18 protein-coding genes are annotated in these 14,946 nt (G+C 69.8%); 10 read left to right on the top strand and 8 right to left on the bottom strand.

The window, feature by feature from the left end; all coding sequences use genetic code 11:
- The first annotated feature begins 94 nt into the window (after nucleotides 1-94).
- From CT688_RS07640 to CT688_RS07630, 3 genes are all read left to right on the top strand, one after another.
- On the top strand, nucleotides 95-691 hold the full coding sequence (locus CT688_RS07640; RefSeq protein WP_107756406.1) for a peroxiredoxin: 597 nt from the start codon (nucleotides 95-97) through the stop codon (nucleotides 689-691).
- Complete coding sequence (locus CT688_RS07635; protein ID WP_107756405.1) at nucleotides 688-1,212, top strand: carboxymuconolactone decarboxylase family protein; 525 nt, start codon at nucleotides 688-690, stop codon at nucleotides 1,210-1,212. Before CT688_RS07640 ends, CT688_RS07635 begins: the two co-directional genes overlap by 4 nt.
- Nucleotides 1,213-1,400: 188 nt before the next feature.
- Complete coding sequence (locus tag CT688_RS07630; protein WP_107756404.1) at nucleotides 1,401-2,228, top strand: hypothetical protein; 828 nt, start codon at nucleotides 1,401-1,403, stop codon at nucleotides 2,226-2,228.
- Between the two features lie 125 nt (nucleotides 2,229-2,353).
- Here the strand turns inward: CT688_RS07630 and CT688_RS07625 are convergent, their stop codons facing one another.
- From CT688_RS07625 to dut, 4 genes are all read right to left on the bottom strand, one after another.
- Nucleotides 2,354-2,953: a DUF3159 domain-containing protein gene (locus tag CT688_RS07625; protein ID WP_228548903.1), complete on the bottom strand. Its 600-nt coding sequence runs from the start codon at nucleotides 2,951-2,953 to the stop codon at nucleotides 2,354-2,356.
- A 122-nt stretch (nucleotides 2,954-3,075) separates the two neighbouring features.
- The gene (locus CT688_RS07620) at nucleotides 3,076-3,459 is read right to left on the bottom strand and encodes a hypothetical protein (RefSeq protein ID WP_228548899.1); all 384 of its coding nucleotides are present in this window, start codon (nucleotides 3,457-3,459) and stop codon (nucleotides 3,076-3,078) included.
- A 42-nt stretch (nucleotides 3,460-3,501) separates the two neighbouring features.
- The gene (locus CT688_RS07615) at nucleotides 3,502-4,377 is read right to left on the bottom strand and encodes a DUF3710 domain-containing protein (RefSeq protein WP_107756401.1); all 876 of its coding nucleotides are present in this window, start codon (nucleotides 4,375-4,377) and stop codon (nucleotides 3,502-3,504) included.
- Between the two features lie 79 nt (nucleotides 4,378-4,456).
- Nucleotides 4,457-4,933: a dUTP diphosphatase gene (gene dut, locus CT688_RS07610; RefSeq protein WP_107756400.1), complete on the bottom strand. Its 477-nt coding sequence runs from the start codon at nucleotides 4,931-4,933 to the stop codon at nucleotides 4,457-4,459.
- Nucleotides 4,934-4,986: 53 nt separating this feature from the next.
- Between dut and CT688_RS07605 the strand changes: the two genes are divergently transcribed.
- A complete protein-coding gene (locus CT688_RS07605; protein WP_231750550.1) occupies nucleotides 4,987-5,493 on the top strand; it encodes a DUF3093 domain-containing protein in 507 nt (168 codons plus the stop codon).
- A 4-nt stretch (nucleotides 5,494-5,497) separates the two neighbouring features.
- On the opposite strand, the gene CT688_RS07600 is transcribed toward CT688_RS07605, so the two are convergent.
- On the bottom strand, nucleotides 5,498-5,800 hold the full coding sequence (locus CT688_RS07600) for a DUF4193 domain-containing protein (RefSeq protein WP_107756399.1): 303 nt from the start codon (nucleotides 5,798-5,800) through the stop codon (nucleotides 5,498-5,500).
- Between the two features lie 269 nt (nucleotides 5,801-6,069).
- On the opposite strand from CT688_RS07600, the gene cei reads away from it, so the two are divergent.
- Nucleotides 6,070-6,645: an envelope integrity protein Cei gene (gene cei, locus CT688_RS07595; RefSeq protein ID WP_231750549.1), complete on the top strand. Its 576-nt coding sequence runs from the start codon at nucleotides 6,070-6,072 to the stop codon at nucleotides 6,643-6,645.
- On the opposite strand, the gene CT688_RS07590 is transcribed toward cei, so the two are convergent.
- A complete protein-coding gene (locus CT688_RS07590; protein WP_107756397.1) occupies nucleotides 6,635-7,510 on the bottom strand; it encodes an inositol monophosphatase family protein in 876 nt (291 codons plus the stop codon). The two genes, cei and CT688_RS07590, sit on opposite strands and share 11 nt — an antisense overlap.
- A gap of 157 nt (nucleotides 7,511-7,667) precedes the next feature.
- Here CT688_RS07590 and ppgK point away from each other — a divergent pair, with 157 nt between their 5' ends.
- Together ppgK and CT688_RS07580 are read left to right on the top strand one after the other, a co-directional pair.
- Nucleotides 7,668-8,513, top strand: a complete 846-nt coding sequence (ppgK, locus tag CT688_RS07585) for a polyphosphate--glucose phosphotransferase (protein WP_107756396.1) — start codon at nucleotides 7,668-7,670, stop codon at nucleotides 8,511-8,513.
- Nucleotides 8,514-8,652: 139 nt separating this feature from the next.
- Nucleotides 8,653-10,080 (top strand): RNA polymerase sigma factor, encoded by a 1,428-nt coding sequence (locus CT688_RS07580; protein WP_370446355.1) that lies wholly within the window; start codon nucleotides 8,653-8,655, stop codon nucleotides 10,078-10,080.
- Between the two features lie 81 nt (nucleotides 10,081-10,161).
- Here the strand turns inward: CT688_RS07580 and CT688_RS07575 are convergent, their stop codons facing one another.
- Both CT688_RS07575 and CT688_RS07570 read right to left on the bottom strand, forming a co-directional pair.
- A complete protein-coding gene (locus tag CT688_RS07575) occupies nucleotides 10,162-12,006 on the bottom strand; it encodes a DEAD/DEAH box helicase (protein WP_182613371.1) in 1,845 nt (614 codons plus the stop codon).
- Nucleotides 11,999-12,244, bottom strand: coding sequence for a DUF3039 domain-containing protein (locus tag CT688_RS07570; RefSeq protein ID WP_017837712.1), 246 nt, complete (start codon nucleotides 12,242-12,244; stop codon nucleotides 11,999-12,001). The genes CT688_RS07575 and CT688_RS07570 overlap by 8 nt, the downstream gene beginning before the upstream one ends.
- Before the next feature lie 57 nt (nucleotides 12,245-12,301).
- Between CT688_RS07570 and CT688_RS07565 the strand changes: the two genes are divergently transcribed.
- Genes CT688_RS07565 through dtd form a run of 3 tightly spaced genes read left to right on the top strand, consistent with a single transcriptional unit; the run spans nucleotide 12,302 to nucleotide 14,927 of the window.
- Nucleotides 12,302-12,814 carry a DUF3099 domain-containing protein gene (locus tag CT688_RS07565; RefSeq protein ID WP_107756394.1) on the top strand — a complete coding sequence of 171 codons (513 nt, stop codon included), beginning with the start codon at nucleotides 12,302-12,304 and terminating at the stop codon, nucleotides 12,812-12,814.
- Entirely contained in the window at nucleotides 12,811-14,427 is a 1,617-nt protein-coding gene (locus CT688_RS07560) for a methyltransferase (RefSeq protein WP_107756393.1), read from the top strand. The genes CT688_RS07565 and CT688_RS07560 overlap by 4 nt, the downstream gene beginning before the upstream one ends.
- Entirely contained in the window at nucleotides 14,424-14,927 is a 504-nt protein-coding gene (gene dtd, locus CT688_RS07555; RefSeq protein ID WP_107756392.1) for a D-aminoacyl-tRNA deacylase, read from the top strand. Before CT688_RS07560 ends, dtd begins: the two co-directional genes overlap by 4 nt.
- The last annotated feature ends 19 nt before the right edge of the window (nucleotides 14,928-14,946 follow it).

Below are 14,946 nucleotides of genomic sequence, written 5' to 3'. Positions count from 1 at the left end.
GTGATCTTGGCCTCATTAGGCTTTACCTCTTACCGGATGTCCGGCATAGTCTCTGCTGCCCGTTGAATGACGGCCACCAACTTCAGGAGGACACATGGCTATTCTCACCATCGGTGACCAGTTCCCCGACTTCACTCTCACCGCGCTCAAGGGCGGGGACCTCCAGCAGGTCAACGCCCAGCAGCCCGAGGACTACTTCGAGACGATCACCAACCAGTCCTACGCCGGCAAGTGGCGCGTGATCTTCTTCTACCCGAAGGACTTCACCTTCGTGTGCCCCACGGAGATCGCCGCGTTCGGCAAGCTCGACGAGGACTTCCAGGACCGCGACACGCAGATCCTCGGCGGTTCCATCGACAACGAATTCGCGCACTTCAACTGGCGCGCGACCAACGACGAGCTCAAGGGTGTGCCGTTCCCGCTCCTGTCCGACATCAAGCACGAGCTGATCCGTGAGCTCGGTGTGGAGAACGCGGACGGGGTCGCCGACCGGGCCACCTTCATCGTCGACCCGGACAACGTCATCCAGTTCGTCTCCGTGACGCCGGACGCCGTGGGCCGCAACGTGGACGAGGTGCTCCGGGTGCTCGACGCGCTCCAGTCGTCCGAGGTCTGCGCCTGCAACTGGCAGAAGAACGACCCGACGAAGAACATCAACAAGATGGACATGCTGCAGGAGGGGATCAAGTGAGCATCGAGAACCTGAAGTCCGGACTCCCCGAGTTCGCGAAGGATCTCAAGCTCAACCTCGGCTCACTGGCGCGTTCCACCGAGCTGACGCCCCAGCAGCTGTGGGGCACCTTCCTGGCCACCGCCGCGGCGACCCGGTCGGAGACCGTGTTGTCCGAGATCGCCGATGAGGCGCGCGAGCACCTGACCGAGGAGGCGTTCAACGCCGCCCTGGGCGCCGCGTCCATCATGGCCATGAACAACGTGGTCTACCGCGCCAAGGAGTTCCTGGGCGACGACTACACCCAGGTCCGGATGGGCCTGCGGATGAACATCATCGCCAACCCTGGCGTGGAGAAGGCAGACTTCGAGCTCTGGTCCATGGCCGTCTCGACCATCAACGGCTGCGAGAACTGCACCGCCGCGCACGATGACGTCATCCGCAAGGAGGGCATCACCAAGGAGCAGGCCTGGGAGGCCGTCAAGATCGCCGGCACCGTGGCCGGGGTCGCTCAGGCTGTGGAGATCCACGCCAACGTCTGACACCCCGTTCCGGACACCGGAGACAGAGCCCCGTCGACATCCTCGACGGGGCTCTGTCGTGTGACCTGCCTTTCCCCTGAAGTGCCTCTCCCAAAAACGCCGTGGCGGGACTAGGTTCGGACGCGGATAAGTGGAAATATCATTCACACCAGTTCCGCGCCACCGAACCGACGAGAGATGGAGATGCCATGACCACCGGAGGCACACCGCCGCAGGGCGGGTACCCGAACGATCCGAACGGCCCCGGCCCTACCCACCAGAGCTGGGGCGGGGAGCCATACGGAGCCCAGGGTGACGCCCAGGGCTTCGGTCAGCAGCCCTACGGGGGCCACGGTTACGGGGACGCCTACCCCCAGTCCGGCCCGGCAGACGGGACGATGATGTCCGGCAAGGTGTCCGCGACCGACGCCATCGGCGCGGGCTGGCAGATGTTCAAGAACAATCCCCTGCCGTGGGTTCTGATCATGCTGATCATGTTCGTCGCCAACGGCGTGGGGAGCTGGATCCAGAACTCGCAGTCGGAGTCGGTGGCGTTCCTGGGCTCGATCCTCACGATCGCGGTGAGCCTGGTGTTCCAGGCCTTCCTCATCCGGGGCGCCCTGCTCGAGGTCGACGGCCACAAGCCGGAGATCGGCGACTTCTTCAAGCTGCACAATTTCGGGGCGTTCGTCCTCGCGGCGATCCTCGTGGCCATCGCGACGACCATCGGGTTCATCCTGCTGATCATCCCCGGGATCGTGGTCGCGTTCTTCCTCTACTGGACTCTCCACTTCGTCGTGGACCGCAACATGACCGCCATCGACGCGATGAAATCCAGCGTCAACGCGATCAAGTCCGATGCCGGCAACCTCTTCGCCCTCGCCCTGCTCAACATCCTCATCGTCATCGCCGGTGCCCTGGCCCTGCTCGTCGGGTTGCTGGTGGCGGCCCCTGTCGCCGCCCTGGCATCCGTGTACGCCTATCGCACCATCACCGGTCCGAGCGACTTCTCGCGCATGGCCACCAGCGCGGTCTGATCGCCGCGTCCCGTGCACTCGCGGGCGACCGGTGACCCGCTCCCACGGGAACTGCCCCCGACGATTCCGTCGGGGGCAGTTCTCGTGTGCACGGCGGCAGCCCTCTCCCACTGGTGGATCGGGGATCACTCGTCGGAGGCGTCCCGGGCCGCAGCGGGCTCGTTCTCATGGGCCATCGCCCGTCGGACAGCCCAGATCGTCGCGGCGAACGCCACCAGGGCCAGCGGCCACCCCATGGCTATCCGCGCGGCCCCGAGCCAGTTGACCTCGTCGTTCAGGTAGAGCGCGTACTGCAGGACGGCACGGATCGCGAAGAGCCCGGCCCAGATCCAGGTGGCGATGGCGTACCACCGTCGCGCATGCGGGTTCCGACGCCACGCCATCCCCCTACCGTCGATCAACCCCCAGATCACGCCGACGAGTGGCCAGCGCACGAGCGCGGACAGCGCGAACGCCCCGCCGTACACCGCCTGCGTGATGATGCCGTAGAGGAAGTACCCCTTCGCGTCGCCTGTCCGCCAGGCGATCAGCACACCGATCGCGACACCGATGAACCCGGAGATCGCCGGCTGGGGGTTCTCCCGTCTGACCAGGGACCATGCCAGCATGGCGACCGCCACACCGAGCGCGGCCCAGATCGCCACCGTCAGCCCCCAGAACCCGTTGACCGGGACGAAGGTCAGGATCGGGATCGAGGAGTAGACGAGCCCGCGGACACCGCCCATCTGCTCGAGCAGCGAGGCGTCCGGGTCACCGAACGCGGACTTCCGCTCAGGTGGCGTGTCCACGGCGGGGGCGTCCCCGGTGTTCTCGGTGGAGGCCTGATCCCCCGCGCGTTCAGACTCGGTCACGCTTCTCCTCCGCGTCCCGCGCCCGGTTGTCCGCTGAGCAACTCGTAGCGTGGATTGAACATGATCTTCTGGCCGGAGCGGACGCCGATGCGGCCGGTCACCTTGATGAACCGGCCGGTGTCGATTCCCGGAATCGATCGACGCCCCAGCCAACAGACGTCGACAGCCCCCGTGCCGTCGTAGACCTCCGCGGTCACACCCAGGAACTGCTCTCCCCCGCCGGACAAGACCGTGCGCACCCGCCCGACCAGAGTCACCAGTTCACCTCGCTGCGCACTCTCGACGGGCGAGCTGCAGAGTCCCTGCACCCGCCCGGCCAGGTCCACGGCGTCGAGGGACTCGAGCGGCGCGGTCAGGCGGGACGAGAGTCCTTTGAACATCCGCGTGACGGACATGGCTTGCCTCTCAGCGCGTGGGCGGGGTCAGAGGTCGTCGGAGGTGCGGAGTCGGTCCATGGCGCCGGCGTCTCTGCGCGGGGGCGACCCGGGCTGCTGCTGGGCCTTGCCCGGTGACGGTGTTGACGGCGGGGCCTGGGGAGACGAGGGGGCCTGGGACTGTGCGGCCTGGGCCTGGTTGTGTGCGGCCTGGGGCCGGACCTGCGGCGCGGCCTGACCCTGCTGACCCGCCGCCATCTGCTGCTGGTAGGCCTGCGCCTGCTGCTGCGCCGCGAGTTGCGACTGCGCCTTGACCAGCGCCTGCTGGATCTCGTCGGGGATGGTCAGGGGCAGCGCCTCGCGGACCGGCATCGGCCCGTCACCACGGTTGATCATGAGGTGCGCGAAGACCTCCCGGCCCTCCTCTGCGGCCTGCTCGGCCAGCTCCGGGGTGGCCATGATGCGCACCTCGGCGGTCCACCTGCGCCCGTCGACCCCGATGGCGCGGAAGACGGCGCCCGGCATCGCGGCGACCAGTTCACGACCCCACGGGCCGTCGACGACGGTCACCTCCGCTCCCTGCGCCTCGAGTTGCTCCCGCATGCCCGCGACCATGGTCCGCCACTGCCCTGCGGACTTCGGCGCGGCGAAGGCGCGCGGGATGACCCGGGAGACGGAGGTCACCACGTGGAATTCCGGCTGACCGTTCGGGTCCAGCGCGACGTTCAGATCGCGCCCCTTGGGGACGCCGATCACCAGGGAACCGAGATCGATGTGTCCGTAACCGAGGTCGGTGTAGTACCGCGCCACGTCCCCGACCGAGGAGCGGTCGTGTGGACCGGTCGTGGACGGTGCGGAGTCCGCGGGCTCCGCGGGGGCGGCGGCGACGCGGTCCCCGGTCACCGACTTCTTGCGTCCGAACATGGTCGAATCCTCTCCGCGTACGACCCGGTCCCGGACGGGACCGTGCCTCTTGACGCTACCCAACGTCGGATGGCGCCGGTCAGGCCAGGCGGTGGTGACCGCCGGTCGACCCGTGACCCCGGTCGCCCCGGGCGGTCTGATCGAGCTCGTCGACCTCGAGGACCTCCCAGAGTTCGACCCTCTGGATGAGCAACTGTGCGATCCGGTCTCCGCGGCCGATCCGCACCGGCTCGGACGGATCGAGGTTCACGAGGTTGACCTTGATCTCGCCCCGGTATCCCGCATCGACGGTCCCCGGGGCGTTGACGATCGAGAGACCCGCACGCGCGGCGAGCCCGGATCTGGGGTGGACGAGTCCCGCGTATCCGTCCGGGATGGCCACGGAGACCCCCGTGCCCACCAGTGAACGATGTCCGGGCTCCAGCACGAGATCCTCGGCGGAGTAGAGATCGATACCCGCGTCCGAGGGGTGGGCGCGGGACGGCACCGGGAGGCCCGTGTCCAACCTCCGTAGACGCAACGGCCCGCCTCCGGAGGAGTGATCCGGGTTGTTCATCGCTGTCCGCCCTCCTGCCGGGCTGAGCCCGGGTGATGGATAGTCTTGATCTCGTGACCGAAGATGATCTCCGACCGTCTCCCGACCGTGTCCCGCGTCCCGTTCACTCGGAACGATTGCGGGTACCGGGATGGTGGTGGCTCGTGCTGGCCGCCGTCACCGCCCTCGTCGTCGCGGTGGCCTCGATCCTGGGCGCCCCGTGGTGGCTGTGGCTCCTGTGCGTGGTCGTGCCCGCCCTGTTCGCCTGGCTCTTCATCACGGTCGGTCGCGAGAGTATCGAGGTCGAGTCCGACGGTCAGGGCGGAGGAACCCTCTATGCGGGCCGGGCGCGTCTGCCGTTCGAGGCGATCGCGCGCAGCGCCGTCGTGCCCGCGACCGCGAAGCAGGCCGCGATGGGCCGTCAGCTCGACCCGGAGGCGTTCGTCGTACATCGCGGTTACGTCCCCACCATGGTGATCGTCGTTCTGGACGACCCGCTGGACCCCACGCCCTACTGGCTGATCAGTACTCGCGACCCGGAGGGCCTCGCGGCCGCCCTGCCGGACACGCGCTATAGCTGAACGATCAGCCGGCGCAGTCCACGCAGATCGGCAGACCGTCCCTCTCCTCGGCGAACCGGCTGCGGTGATGGACGAGGAAACACTCGCCGCAGGTGAACTCGTTGTCCTGCTCGGGGATCACACGGACGGTGAGTTCCTCCCCCGAGAGGTCCGCCCCGGGGAGCTCGTAGGACTCGGCGGTGTCCGTCTCGTCGACGTCGACCTCGCCGGTGGCACCCTCCGCCCTTCGGGCCTTGAGTTCCTCCAGCGAATCGCCGGCCAGCTCGTCGGCTTCGGTCCGGCGGGGTGCGTCGTAGTCGGTTGCCATGTGTCTCTTCTCTAGCGGTCTGGTGACGAGGGGCGGACGGTGCGATCGTGGACCGACCGGCGCCCGCATATTAGCGGAATCCAGCAGGGATTTCATCCGCGCTGGCGGGCCGTGTCCCCGCCGGGCCCCCGGTCGCGCGGCGATTACAGTGATGGAGCGGACCCGGGCCGGGCTCCGACACCGTTTCCCCTGCAGGAAAGGCCCTCATGGTCGTCCACCTCAGCGCCCAGGCGACTCCCAGTCCGACCCCCGCTCGGGGGTTCGGTCGGATGCGCAGCCCCTACGTCCTGTTCGTGGTGGCCGCGCTGGTCCTCGGGTGTCTCGTGTGGGTGACCGCCCTGAGGGGGAGCGATGCGGCGACACAGGCCGCCGCCTGCCCGGTGACGCCGGCCGCGCAGGAGGCGGGCCTGGAGGAGCAACCCGCCGGTGCGCTCGACTCCGTCGAGCCGGCCGTGCTGTCGGACACGAGGATCCGGGTGCTCAACGCGAACGGGCAGAGCGGGCAGGCGGGCGCGGTCGCCGCCCAGCTCGCCGAGCGCGGATTCCAACCGGTGGGGGCCGACGCCACCGGCAATGACCCCATCTACGCCCAGGATCTGGAGTGCCACGGCCAGATCCGGTACGGGGAGGCCGGCCAGGCGAGCGCGCGCTCGCTCTCGCTCGCGGCGCCGTGCATGCAGTTGGTGTCCGACGGGCGGACCGATCCGTCGGTGGACCTGGTGCTCGGGACGATCTTCTCCCGGTTGTCGGACTCGGCCGAGAGCGTCGGGGCCCTCGACGAGCTGAAGCTGGGGCGTCAACCGATCTCCGCCGAGCTGGACGCGGCGCGCTCGGTCAACTGCTGACGGGGTCCCCGAGGGCCTCGAGCGCGGCCAGGAGTTCCTCCGCCACACCGGGCGCGGCGGCGACGGTGGGGACCTCGTCGTCGGCGGCGACCCTCACCATCGCGCCGGCCTCGGCCGCGATCAGCGCCCCGGCCGCGTGGTCCCATGGCTTGAGGCAGCGCTCGAAGTAGGCGTCGACGCGGCCGGTGGCGACCATGCACAGGTCCAACGCCGCGGAGCCACACCGCCTGATGTCACGGATGGTCGGGAGAAGGGCCGCGACCGTCCGCCCCTGCTCCGCACGGATCTCCGCATCGTAGGAGAACCCGGTGCCGACGAGCGCCATCGACAGATCGTCACACGATGACGCGGCGAGTTCGGTGACCGTTCCCGCGGCGGATCGGAGGCTGGATCCGCGGCCGACCGCTGCGGTCCAGGTCTCACCGGTGACGATGTTGTGCACCGCCCCCGCGACCACCACCCCGTCGACCTCGGCGGCCACGGAGACGGCCGTGAAGGGGATCCCGTAGAGGAGGTTCACGGTGCCGTCGACCGGATCCACCACCCACCTGACCACACCCCGTCCCGTGGCCGCGGGCTCCTCGCTGACCTCCTCGCCGCCCTCCTCACCCAGGACCCGGTCGCCCGGCCGCTCGGTGCTCACCAGCTCGCGCAGGTGCCGCTCGACGGTGGTATCGATGACGGTGACCGGGTCGGTCGCCGAACTCTTGGCGCGTGGATCGAGCCCCGAGGAGTCGAACCGCTCCAGCATCCGCCGGGCGACGCCCCCGCCCGAGACCGCGAGCCGCTCCGCGAACACCCTCAACTCGTCGACATCCACCGGATGGTCTCGTCCGGCGAGGCCCTCCACCGTCTGCTCCGACACTTCCTCTCCCCTCGTCGTCTCCGAATGGCCCGGCCCCCCGGCGCACCGGACGGATACTCTGACGAACGGGTGCTCGCCCGCCCCCATCGTGCCCCGCCGGCCCGGTGGTCTCCAACCCTCGGCCGTGACCCCGCGGCCCGTCCCACGGGAGCCAGAGATGCCGACCACCAGCCCCTCCGAGCGCACCCAGGAATCGGACACCCCCACCGGCGTGGGGGTGGACGTCGGTGGCACCGGGATCAAGGTCGGCCGGGTCGATCTGGGCACCGGCGAGCTCGTCGGCGACCGGCTGACACGCCCGACCCCGCAGCCGGCGACACCGGACGCCGTCGCCGGGGTCATCCGCTCGATGGTCGAGGAGCTCGGGTGGGACGGACCGGTGGGCGTGGCGCTACCCAGCGTCATCCACGACGGGATCGCGCGGATCGCCCACAACATCGACGGCTCCTGGGTGGGCTGCGACGTCGTCGCACTGTTCGCCGAACACCTCCCGGGGCGCCCGGTGGTGATGCTCAACGACGCCGACGCCGCGGGGATCACGGAGGTGCACTACGGCGCCGGCGAGGGTGTGGACGGCCTGGTGATCCTCCTGACCTTCGGCACGGGCATCGGGTCGGCGCTGCTGCTGAACGGTCATCTGATCCCCAACACGGAGTTCGGGCACCTTCTGGTCCACGACATCGACGGTCGGGGGGTCGACGAGGCCGAACACCTCGCCTCCGCGGCGGTGCGGCATCGTGACGGGCTGACCTACGAGCAGTGGGCACCGCACGTGTCCAACGTCCTGCGGTCCCTCGAGGACCTGCTCTGGCCGCGCGCCTTCGTCATCGGGGGCGCGATCAGCGAGGCCGCCGAGGAGTGGTTCCCGCTGCTGGAGAACCGTACCCCGGTTCGCGTGGCGGTCCGACGTGGCGACGCCGGGATCATCGGGGCCGCCCTGTACGCGGCGGCGAGCACCGGACTGCTGGACCTGGACGCGACGGTGTCCCCGTCCGACCACTGATCCCTCGGCGACAGCGCCTGATGCGACCTCCGGACCGGATCCTCGTTACAATGGCGCAGGCCGGTATCACCTACCGGCCGGGGACGGGACCGGTACCGCAAGGCGGACGGCTCGCGAGTCGGCACACTGTGCGGCGTCGATCCCCGTTTCCCATCGAATCACCGGTTGTGAAGGGGCGTTTGTGGCAGCCACGAAGACCACCAGTTCGGATTCCGCGATGAGCGGCGATCCGTCGGACACAGAGGTCACGGGCGAGGCCCCCGCCAAGAAGACCTCGGCGAGCAGGACACCCGGGAAGAAGACCGCTGCCGCCAAGAAGACCGCGGCCAAGAAGACCGCTCCCGCCAAGAAGACGGCAGCCAAGAAGACCGCCGCGAAGAAGACCGCGGCCAAGAAGACGGCGGGTGCGGGCGAGCCCGCGGACGCCGCGCCGATCGATGACGCACCCGTCGAGGCCCTCGAGGTCGAACCGGACACCGCCGAACTCGAGGACGTCGAGGTCGACGTCGTCGACGTCGAGGACGCGGAGGCCGACGAGGAGACCAAGGACGGCCCCACCGCCAAGGACAAGGCGTCGGGAGACTTCGTCTGGGACGAGGACGAGTCCGAGGCCCTCCGCCAGGCCCGCAAGGACGCCGAGCTCACCGCGTCCGCCGACTCCGTCCGCGCCTACCTCAAGCAGATCGGCAAGGTCGCCCTGCTCAACGCCGAGGAGGAGGTCGAGCTGGCCAAGCGGATCGAGGCCGGCCTCTACGCCACCTGGTTCATGGCGCAGGTCGCGGAGCGCGGTGAGAAGCTCACCACCGCCCAGCGACGGGACTACAAGTGGATCGAGCGGGACGGGGTCCGCGCCAAGAACCATCTGCTCGAGGCCAACCTCCGCCTCGTCGTGTCCCTTGCCAAGCGGTACACCGGTCGCGGAATGGCGTTCCTGGACCTCATCCAGGAGGGCAACCTCGGCCTGATCCGCGCTGTGGAGAAGTTCGACTACACCAAGGGGTACAAGTTCTCGACCTACGCGACGTGGTGGATCCGCCAGGCCATCACACGCGCCATGGCCGACCAGGCCCGCACCATCCGGATCCCGGTCCACATGGTGGAGGTCATCAACAAACTCGGCCGCATCCAGCGGGAGCTCCTCCAGGACCTGGGCCGCGAGCCCACCCCGGAGGAGCTCGCCAAGGAGATGGACATCACCCCCGAGAAGGTGCTGGAGATCCAGCAGTACGCGCGAGAGCCCATCTCGCTCGACCAGACCATCGGTGACGAGGGCGACTCGCAGCTCGGCGACTTCATCGAGGACTCCGAGGCCGTGGTGGCCGTGGACGCCGTGAGCTTCACCCTCCTGCAGGACCAGCTCCGCTCCGTTCTCGACACCCTCTCCGAGCGCGAGGCGGGCGTTGTGCGCTTGCGCTTCGGCCTCACCGACGGGCTGCCCCGCACGCTCGACGAGATCGGGCAGGTCTACGGCGTCACGCGCGAGCGGATCCGCCAGATCGAGTCCAAGACCATGTCGAAACTGCGTCACCCCTCGCGATCCCAGGTCCTGCGCGACTACCTGGACTGACCCCGGATAGCGAAAGAGGGCCCCGCCGGCGGCGGGGCCCTTCTTCCGGTATCGGAGGTGGGGTCGCGGGACTCCCGCCGGTCACCAGCTCCGCAGCAAGGAGATTCGCTCCCGGATCTGATCGGCCGAGGCCATCGGCACCGGTGGACCCCCGCAGGCGTTGCGCAGCTGCGTGTGGATCGCGCCGTGGGACCTGCCCAGACGGCCGGAGTACACCGAGACCAGCGTGTTGAGCTGCCGCCGGAGGTCCTTCAGCTCCGCCGCGGAGGCCACCCGGGCGGCCGCCGCGCCCGCGTGCGCGCCCGGGCCGCCGGCGTTTCCCGGCAAGGTGGTGCCGGAGATGGCCGGATCCGTTCCCACGCCCACCACGGCGACGGGCCCGGATGCGGTGACCTCGCCGGAGGTCCGCCGGATCTGCTCCTTCTCCCGCTGGCGCAGGAGCGCCTTGACGTCATCGGCACCCAGCAGACCCGGCAGCCCGATGTAGTCGGCCTCCTCCTCGCTCCCGGCGAAGGTGGCGGTGCCGTAGGAGGACCCTTCGTAGACGATCTGATCGAGCTCCGCGTCCGCTCCGAGGGATATGTATCCCCTGTCCTCCTCGTCGGCGGTGTCGGGTTCGTCCTGCTGCTGGTTGGCCTGGGCCAAGAGTTCGTCCTCGAGCCCCTCCTCGCGGTGGGGTTTGCCCAGGACGTGATCCCTCTGGGCCTCCATCTGCGACGCGAGCTGCAACAGGACCGGGACCGACGGCAGAAACACCGACGCGGTCTCCCCGGGCCTCCGCGACCGGACGAACCGCCCGATGGCCTGGGCGAAGTACAGGGGGGTCGACGCGCTGGTGGCGTACACGCCCACACACAACCGCGGCACGTCCACCCCCTCCGACACCATGCGGACGGCGACCATCCACTCGTCCGTCGAAGCGGAGAACGCGCCGATCCGGCTCGAGGCAGTGGGATCGTCGGACAGGACGACGACGGGGGCACGCCCCGTGATCTCCGTCAGCAGCGCCGCGTACTCGCGAGCGCGTTCCTGGTCGGTGGCGATCACCAGCCCGCCGGCGTCGGGGACGCCGCCGGCCCGGATCTGCCGGAGTCGGGTGTGCGCGGCCTGGAGCACCGCCGGCATCCAGTCGCCATGGGGGTCCAGGGCGACCCGCCAGGCGCGGGAGTTCTGGTCCGCGCTGAGCGGTTCGCCGAGCCGGGCGGAGAACTCCTCGCCGGCGTTCGTGCGCCAGCGGGCCTCGCCGGAGTAGGCCAGGAAGACGACGGGCCGCACGACGCCGTCGGCCAGGGCGTCAGCGTAGCCGTAGGAGTGGTCCGCCCTCGACCGCTGATGGCCCTGGCCATCGGGCTCGTAGGTGACGAACGGGATGGGACTGTCGTCCGAGCGGAAGGGGGTGCCGGTCAGCGAGAGCCGACGCTCGGCGTCGTCGAACGCCTCACGGATGCCGTCGCCCCAGCTCTTGGCGTCCCCGCCGTGGTGGATCTCGTCGAGGATCACCAGTGTTCGGCGGGATGCGGTCCGTTCGCGGTGTTTGAAGGGGTGCGAGGCCACCTGGGCGTAGGTGACCACCACGCCGTGGAATTCCGGCGCCAGTGCCCCCGAGGAATTGGAGTACTCGGGATCGAGCGCGATCCCCGCCCTCGCGGCGGCCTCGGCCCACTGGAATTTGAGGTGCTCGGTGGGGGCGACGACCGTGATCGCGTCGACCGTCCGGTCGGCCAGGAGCTCGGTGGCCACGCGCAGACCGAACGTCGTCTTACCGGCGCCGGGGGTGGCCACGGCGAGGAAGTCCTTCGGCCGTGCCATGAGGTACTTGCGAAGGGCGGTCCGCTGCCATGCGCGCAGTGGTGCGCCGGTGGCCGTCGCGGTGGCGGGATCTGCGGTCTGCTCCTCGGTGCCCGGGACCGCGCCGGGATCACTCACCAGGCTTCAGGGTCTCGTAGACGCGCTTGCACTCGGGGCAGACCGGAGAACCCGGCTTGGCGGACCGGGTGACCGGGAACACCTCGCCACACAGGGCGATCACGTAGGAGCCCATGACCGCGCTCTCGGCGATCTTGCTCTTGTCCACGTAGTGGAAGAACTTGGGCGCGTCGTCCTGCGTCTCCTCGGTCGTGGTGACCTCGGGACGCTCGAGTGTCTTGGTCCGGGTGGTGCTCACCCCCTCATGATGCCGCACGCCACGGCCGCGGCGCCAACGCCGGAGTACCTTGGGGCCATGGCACCCGACTCCCGTCGCACGCGGTCCGAGGATCGGGACGGTTCCGCGAGGCCCGTTCTGATCACCGCCGCGCGTGAGTCCTACCGGGACGAGCTCGCGGCGCGGAAGAAACGGTATTTCCTCCTGATGTCCGTCCGGATCCCGGCGTTGCTCCTGGCCGCGGGTTCTCTGGCTCTGTGGAACAACCCGTGGATCGCACTGGCCATCGTCGCGGGGTCCATCCCGATCCCGTGGATCGCCGTGCTCAGCGCCAATGACAGGCCGCCGCTTCCCAAGGGGCAGGCACGTCTCTACACCGCAGGCGCACTGTCCGCGAACACACCGTCCGTCGTGCCGCCGGGGCTCTCGGGCATCTCCTCGCGTCCCACTCTCTCCCTGCAGGGCCCGGTGGGCGAGGACCCGGGACCCGAATGTTCAGAACACGGGCACGGTCCCGGCAACGGGACCCCGGACGGCCCCGGCTCCCCCGGCCGTGCCGACGGCCCCGGCGAGAGCGACAACGCGCGGTGAACCCTGCAGTCCCCACGCTGACCCGGCTCGCACCGCTTCTGGCGGAGGCCTTCCGCCGCCACCGCTTCACGGTTCCCGGGTTGGAGGATGCCCTGGGGCCGGCGGCGATCGCAGCCCTCGCGCGCTCCGATTCGGCATCCGTCCGGAGACACGCCCGCTCAGCCGGGCCGACCGGGACGCTGGTCCGGTTGTTCGTCCTGAACGACGCGGTCCCCGAGAGCGAGATCGTCCGGGTCCTGCCCGGGGTGGACATCGAGGACGGGATCGACGCCGGGTTGTGGACGCGCCCGTCCGCGCCCGGAGGAAGCCTTCGTGCACTCCTCGACCTCCGCCCGGTGGACACGGGCCACGGCACTCGATGGGTGTTCGCCGACATAGACGGGTCGATGGTGCACTCCTCGACGAGGTCCGATCACGTTCTCGGAGTGGGGCAGGCCACGCTGTCCCTCCTGAAGATCACCCCCACCTCGCGGGTGGATTCGGTTCTCGATCTGGGCACCGGTTGCGGCATCCAGATGGTGCACGCCCTCGAGACCGCGGCCACGGCGACGGGAACCGACATCACCCCGCGGTGCCTGGCGTTGGCCGCCGCCACGCTCGCGATCAACGGGCTGGACGGGGAACTGCTGTCCGGCCCCTGGTTCGAGCCCGTGGCCGACCGCCGATTCGACCGCGTCGTCGCCAACCCGCCGTTCGTGGTGGGCCCCGCGGATCCCGGGCACTCGTACCGGGAATCCGGCCTCGCCCTCGACGGTGCGAGTCAGACGGTCGTCTCCGGGGTCGACGGCCACCTGACCGAGAACGGCACCGCGGTCATCCTCGCCTCGTGGGTGGAGCGTCGGCACACCGACTGGAGGACCCACGTGGCGTCGTGGATCCCCTCGGAGGGCGTGGAGGCCTGGGTGCTGCGTCGCGACCGCTCGGACCCCGAGCTCTACGTGTGGACATGGCTCACCGACGAGGGCATGGATCCGCGTGACGAGTCCACCGCCCTCGCCGCGGAGACCTGGCTCGACCATCTCGGCGACCACGAGGTCGACGGGGTCGGGTTCGGGTACGTCTACCTACGGCGGATCGACGGCGCCTCGTCCGTGCTCTGCGAGGACCTGACCCACCCCTTCGACGAGGGGCTCGGCGACGAGGCCGAGGCCTACTTCGCGCGGTCGGCGTGGCTGCGGTCGGCCACGAACCAGCAGGGCGGGCAGGCGCGGGCTCTGGACACGACCGTGTTCACGGTCTCCCCCGACGTGCATCTCCACTCCTCGGAGAGCCTGGCGCCGGACCCCGATCCCCCGGGAGAAGAGGATCCCGATTCCGAGGCGCTGACCGGATCGGTGATCGTCGAACGCGTCACCGGCGCGCGCTGGCGCCACGAGATCGATCCCCTGACCGCCACCGTCCTCCGGGGTGCACGGATGGGCGCGCTGCCCCTCGAGGATCTGGTGGTCCTGGCCGCCGCCGGGGCGGGCGAGGACCCGGCGACACTGGCGGACCCCGTGCGCAGGGTCGTGGCCGACCTGTTCCTCCACGGTGTCGTGGTCCCCGCCGGGGTTCCCGGAATGCTCCCGCCCGGCGTGTCGGCCGCGGCCTGCGCGGGACCCGCGGACCGATGAGAGCCGTGATCTCGCGGGTCACCGAGGCGTCTGTGACCGTGGACGGGGCCGTGGTGGGCGCACTCCCCCGCGCCGGACTTCTGGTCCTGCTCGGCGTGTCGACCGACGACGACGAGACGGACGTCTCCACGATGGTCCGCAAGATCGCCGAGTTGCGCATCCTGCGGGGCCGGTCGGGCGCGGACGACGACGGTGCACTCCGGGACGATGCGGTCCGGGACGGTGCGGTCGAGGTGGGCGCGGTCGAGGTCGGCGCGCCCGTCCTGGTGGTCAGCCAGTTCACCCTCATGGGGTCGACGACCAAGGGGCGCAGGCCGTCGTGGTCCCGCGCCGCCCCTGGCGAGCAGGCCGAAGCGGCCGTCGACGCGGTGGTCCGCGGTCTCCGGGACCGCGGTCTCGAGGTCACGACCGGCAAGTTCGGCGCGATGATGCAGGTCAGTTCTGTCAATGACGGCCCGTTCACCGTCCTCGTCGACACCTCGGGTTCCCGCGCCTCGTGACGGGCGTCATCATCGCGGG

The sequence above is a fragment of the Dietzia sp. JS16-p6b genome (genome assembly GCF_003052165.1).
GTDB lineage: Bacteria > Actinomycetota > Actinomycetes > Mycobacteriales > Mycobacteriaceae > Dietzia.
Note: the sequence above shows the minus strand (reverse complement) of the source record. Positions and strands in the feature narration are given on the sequence as shown.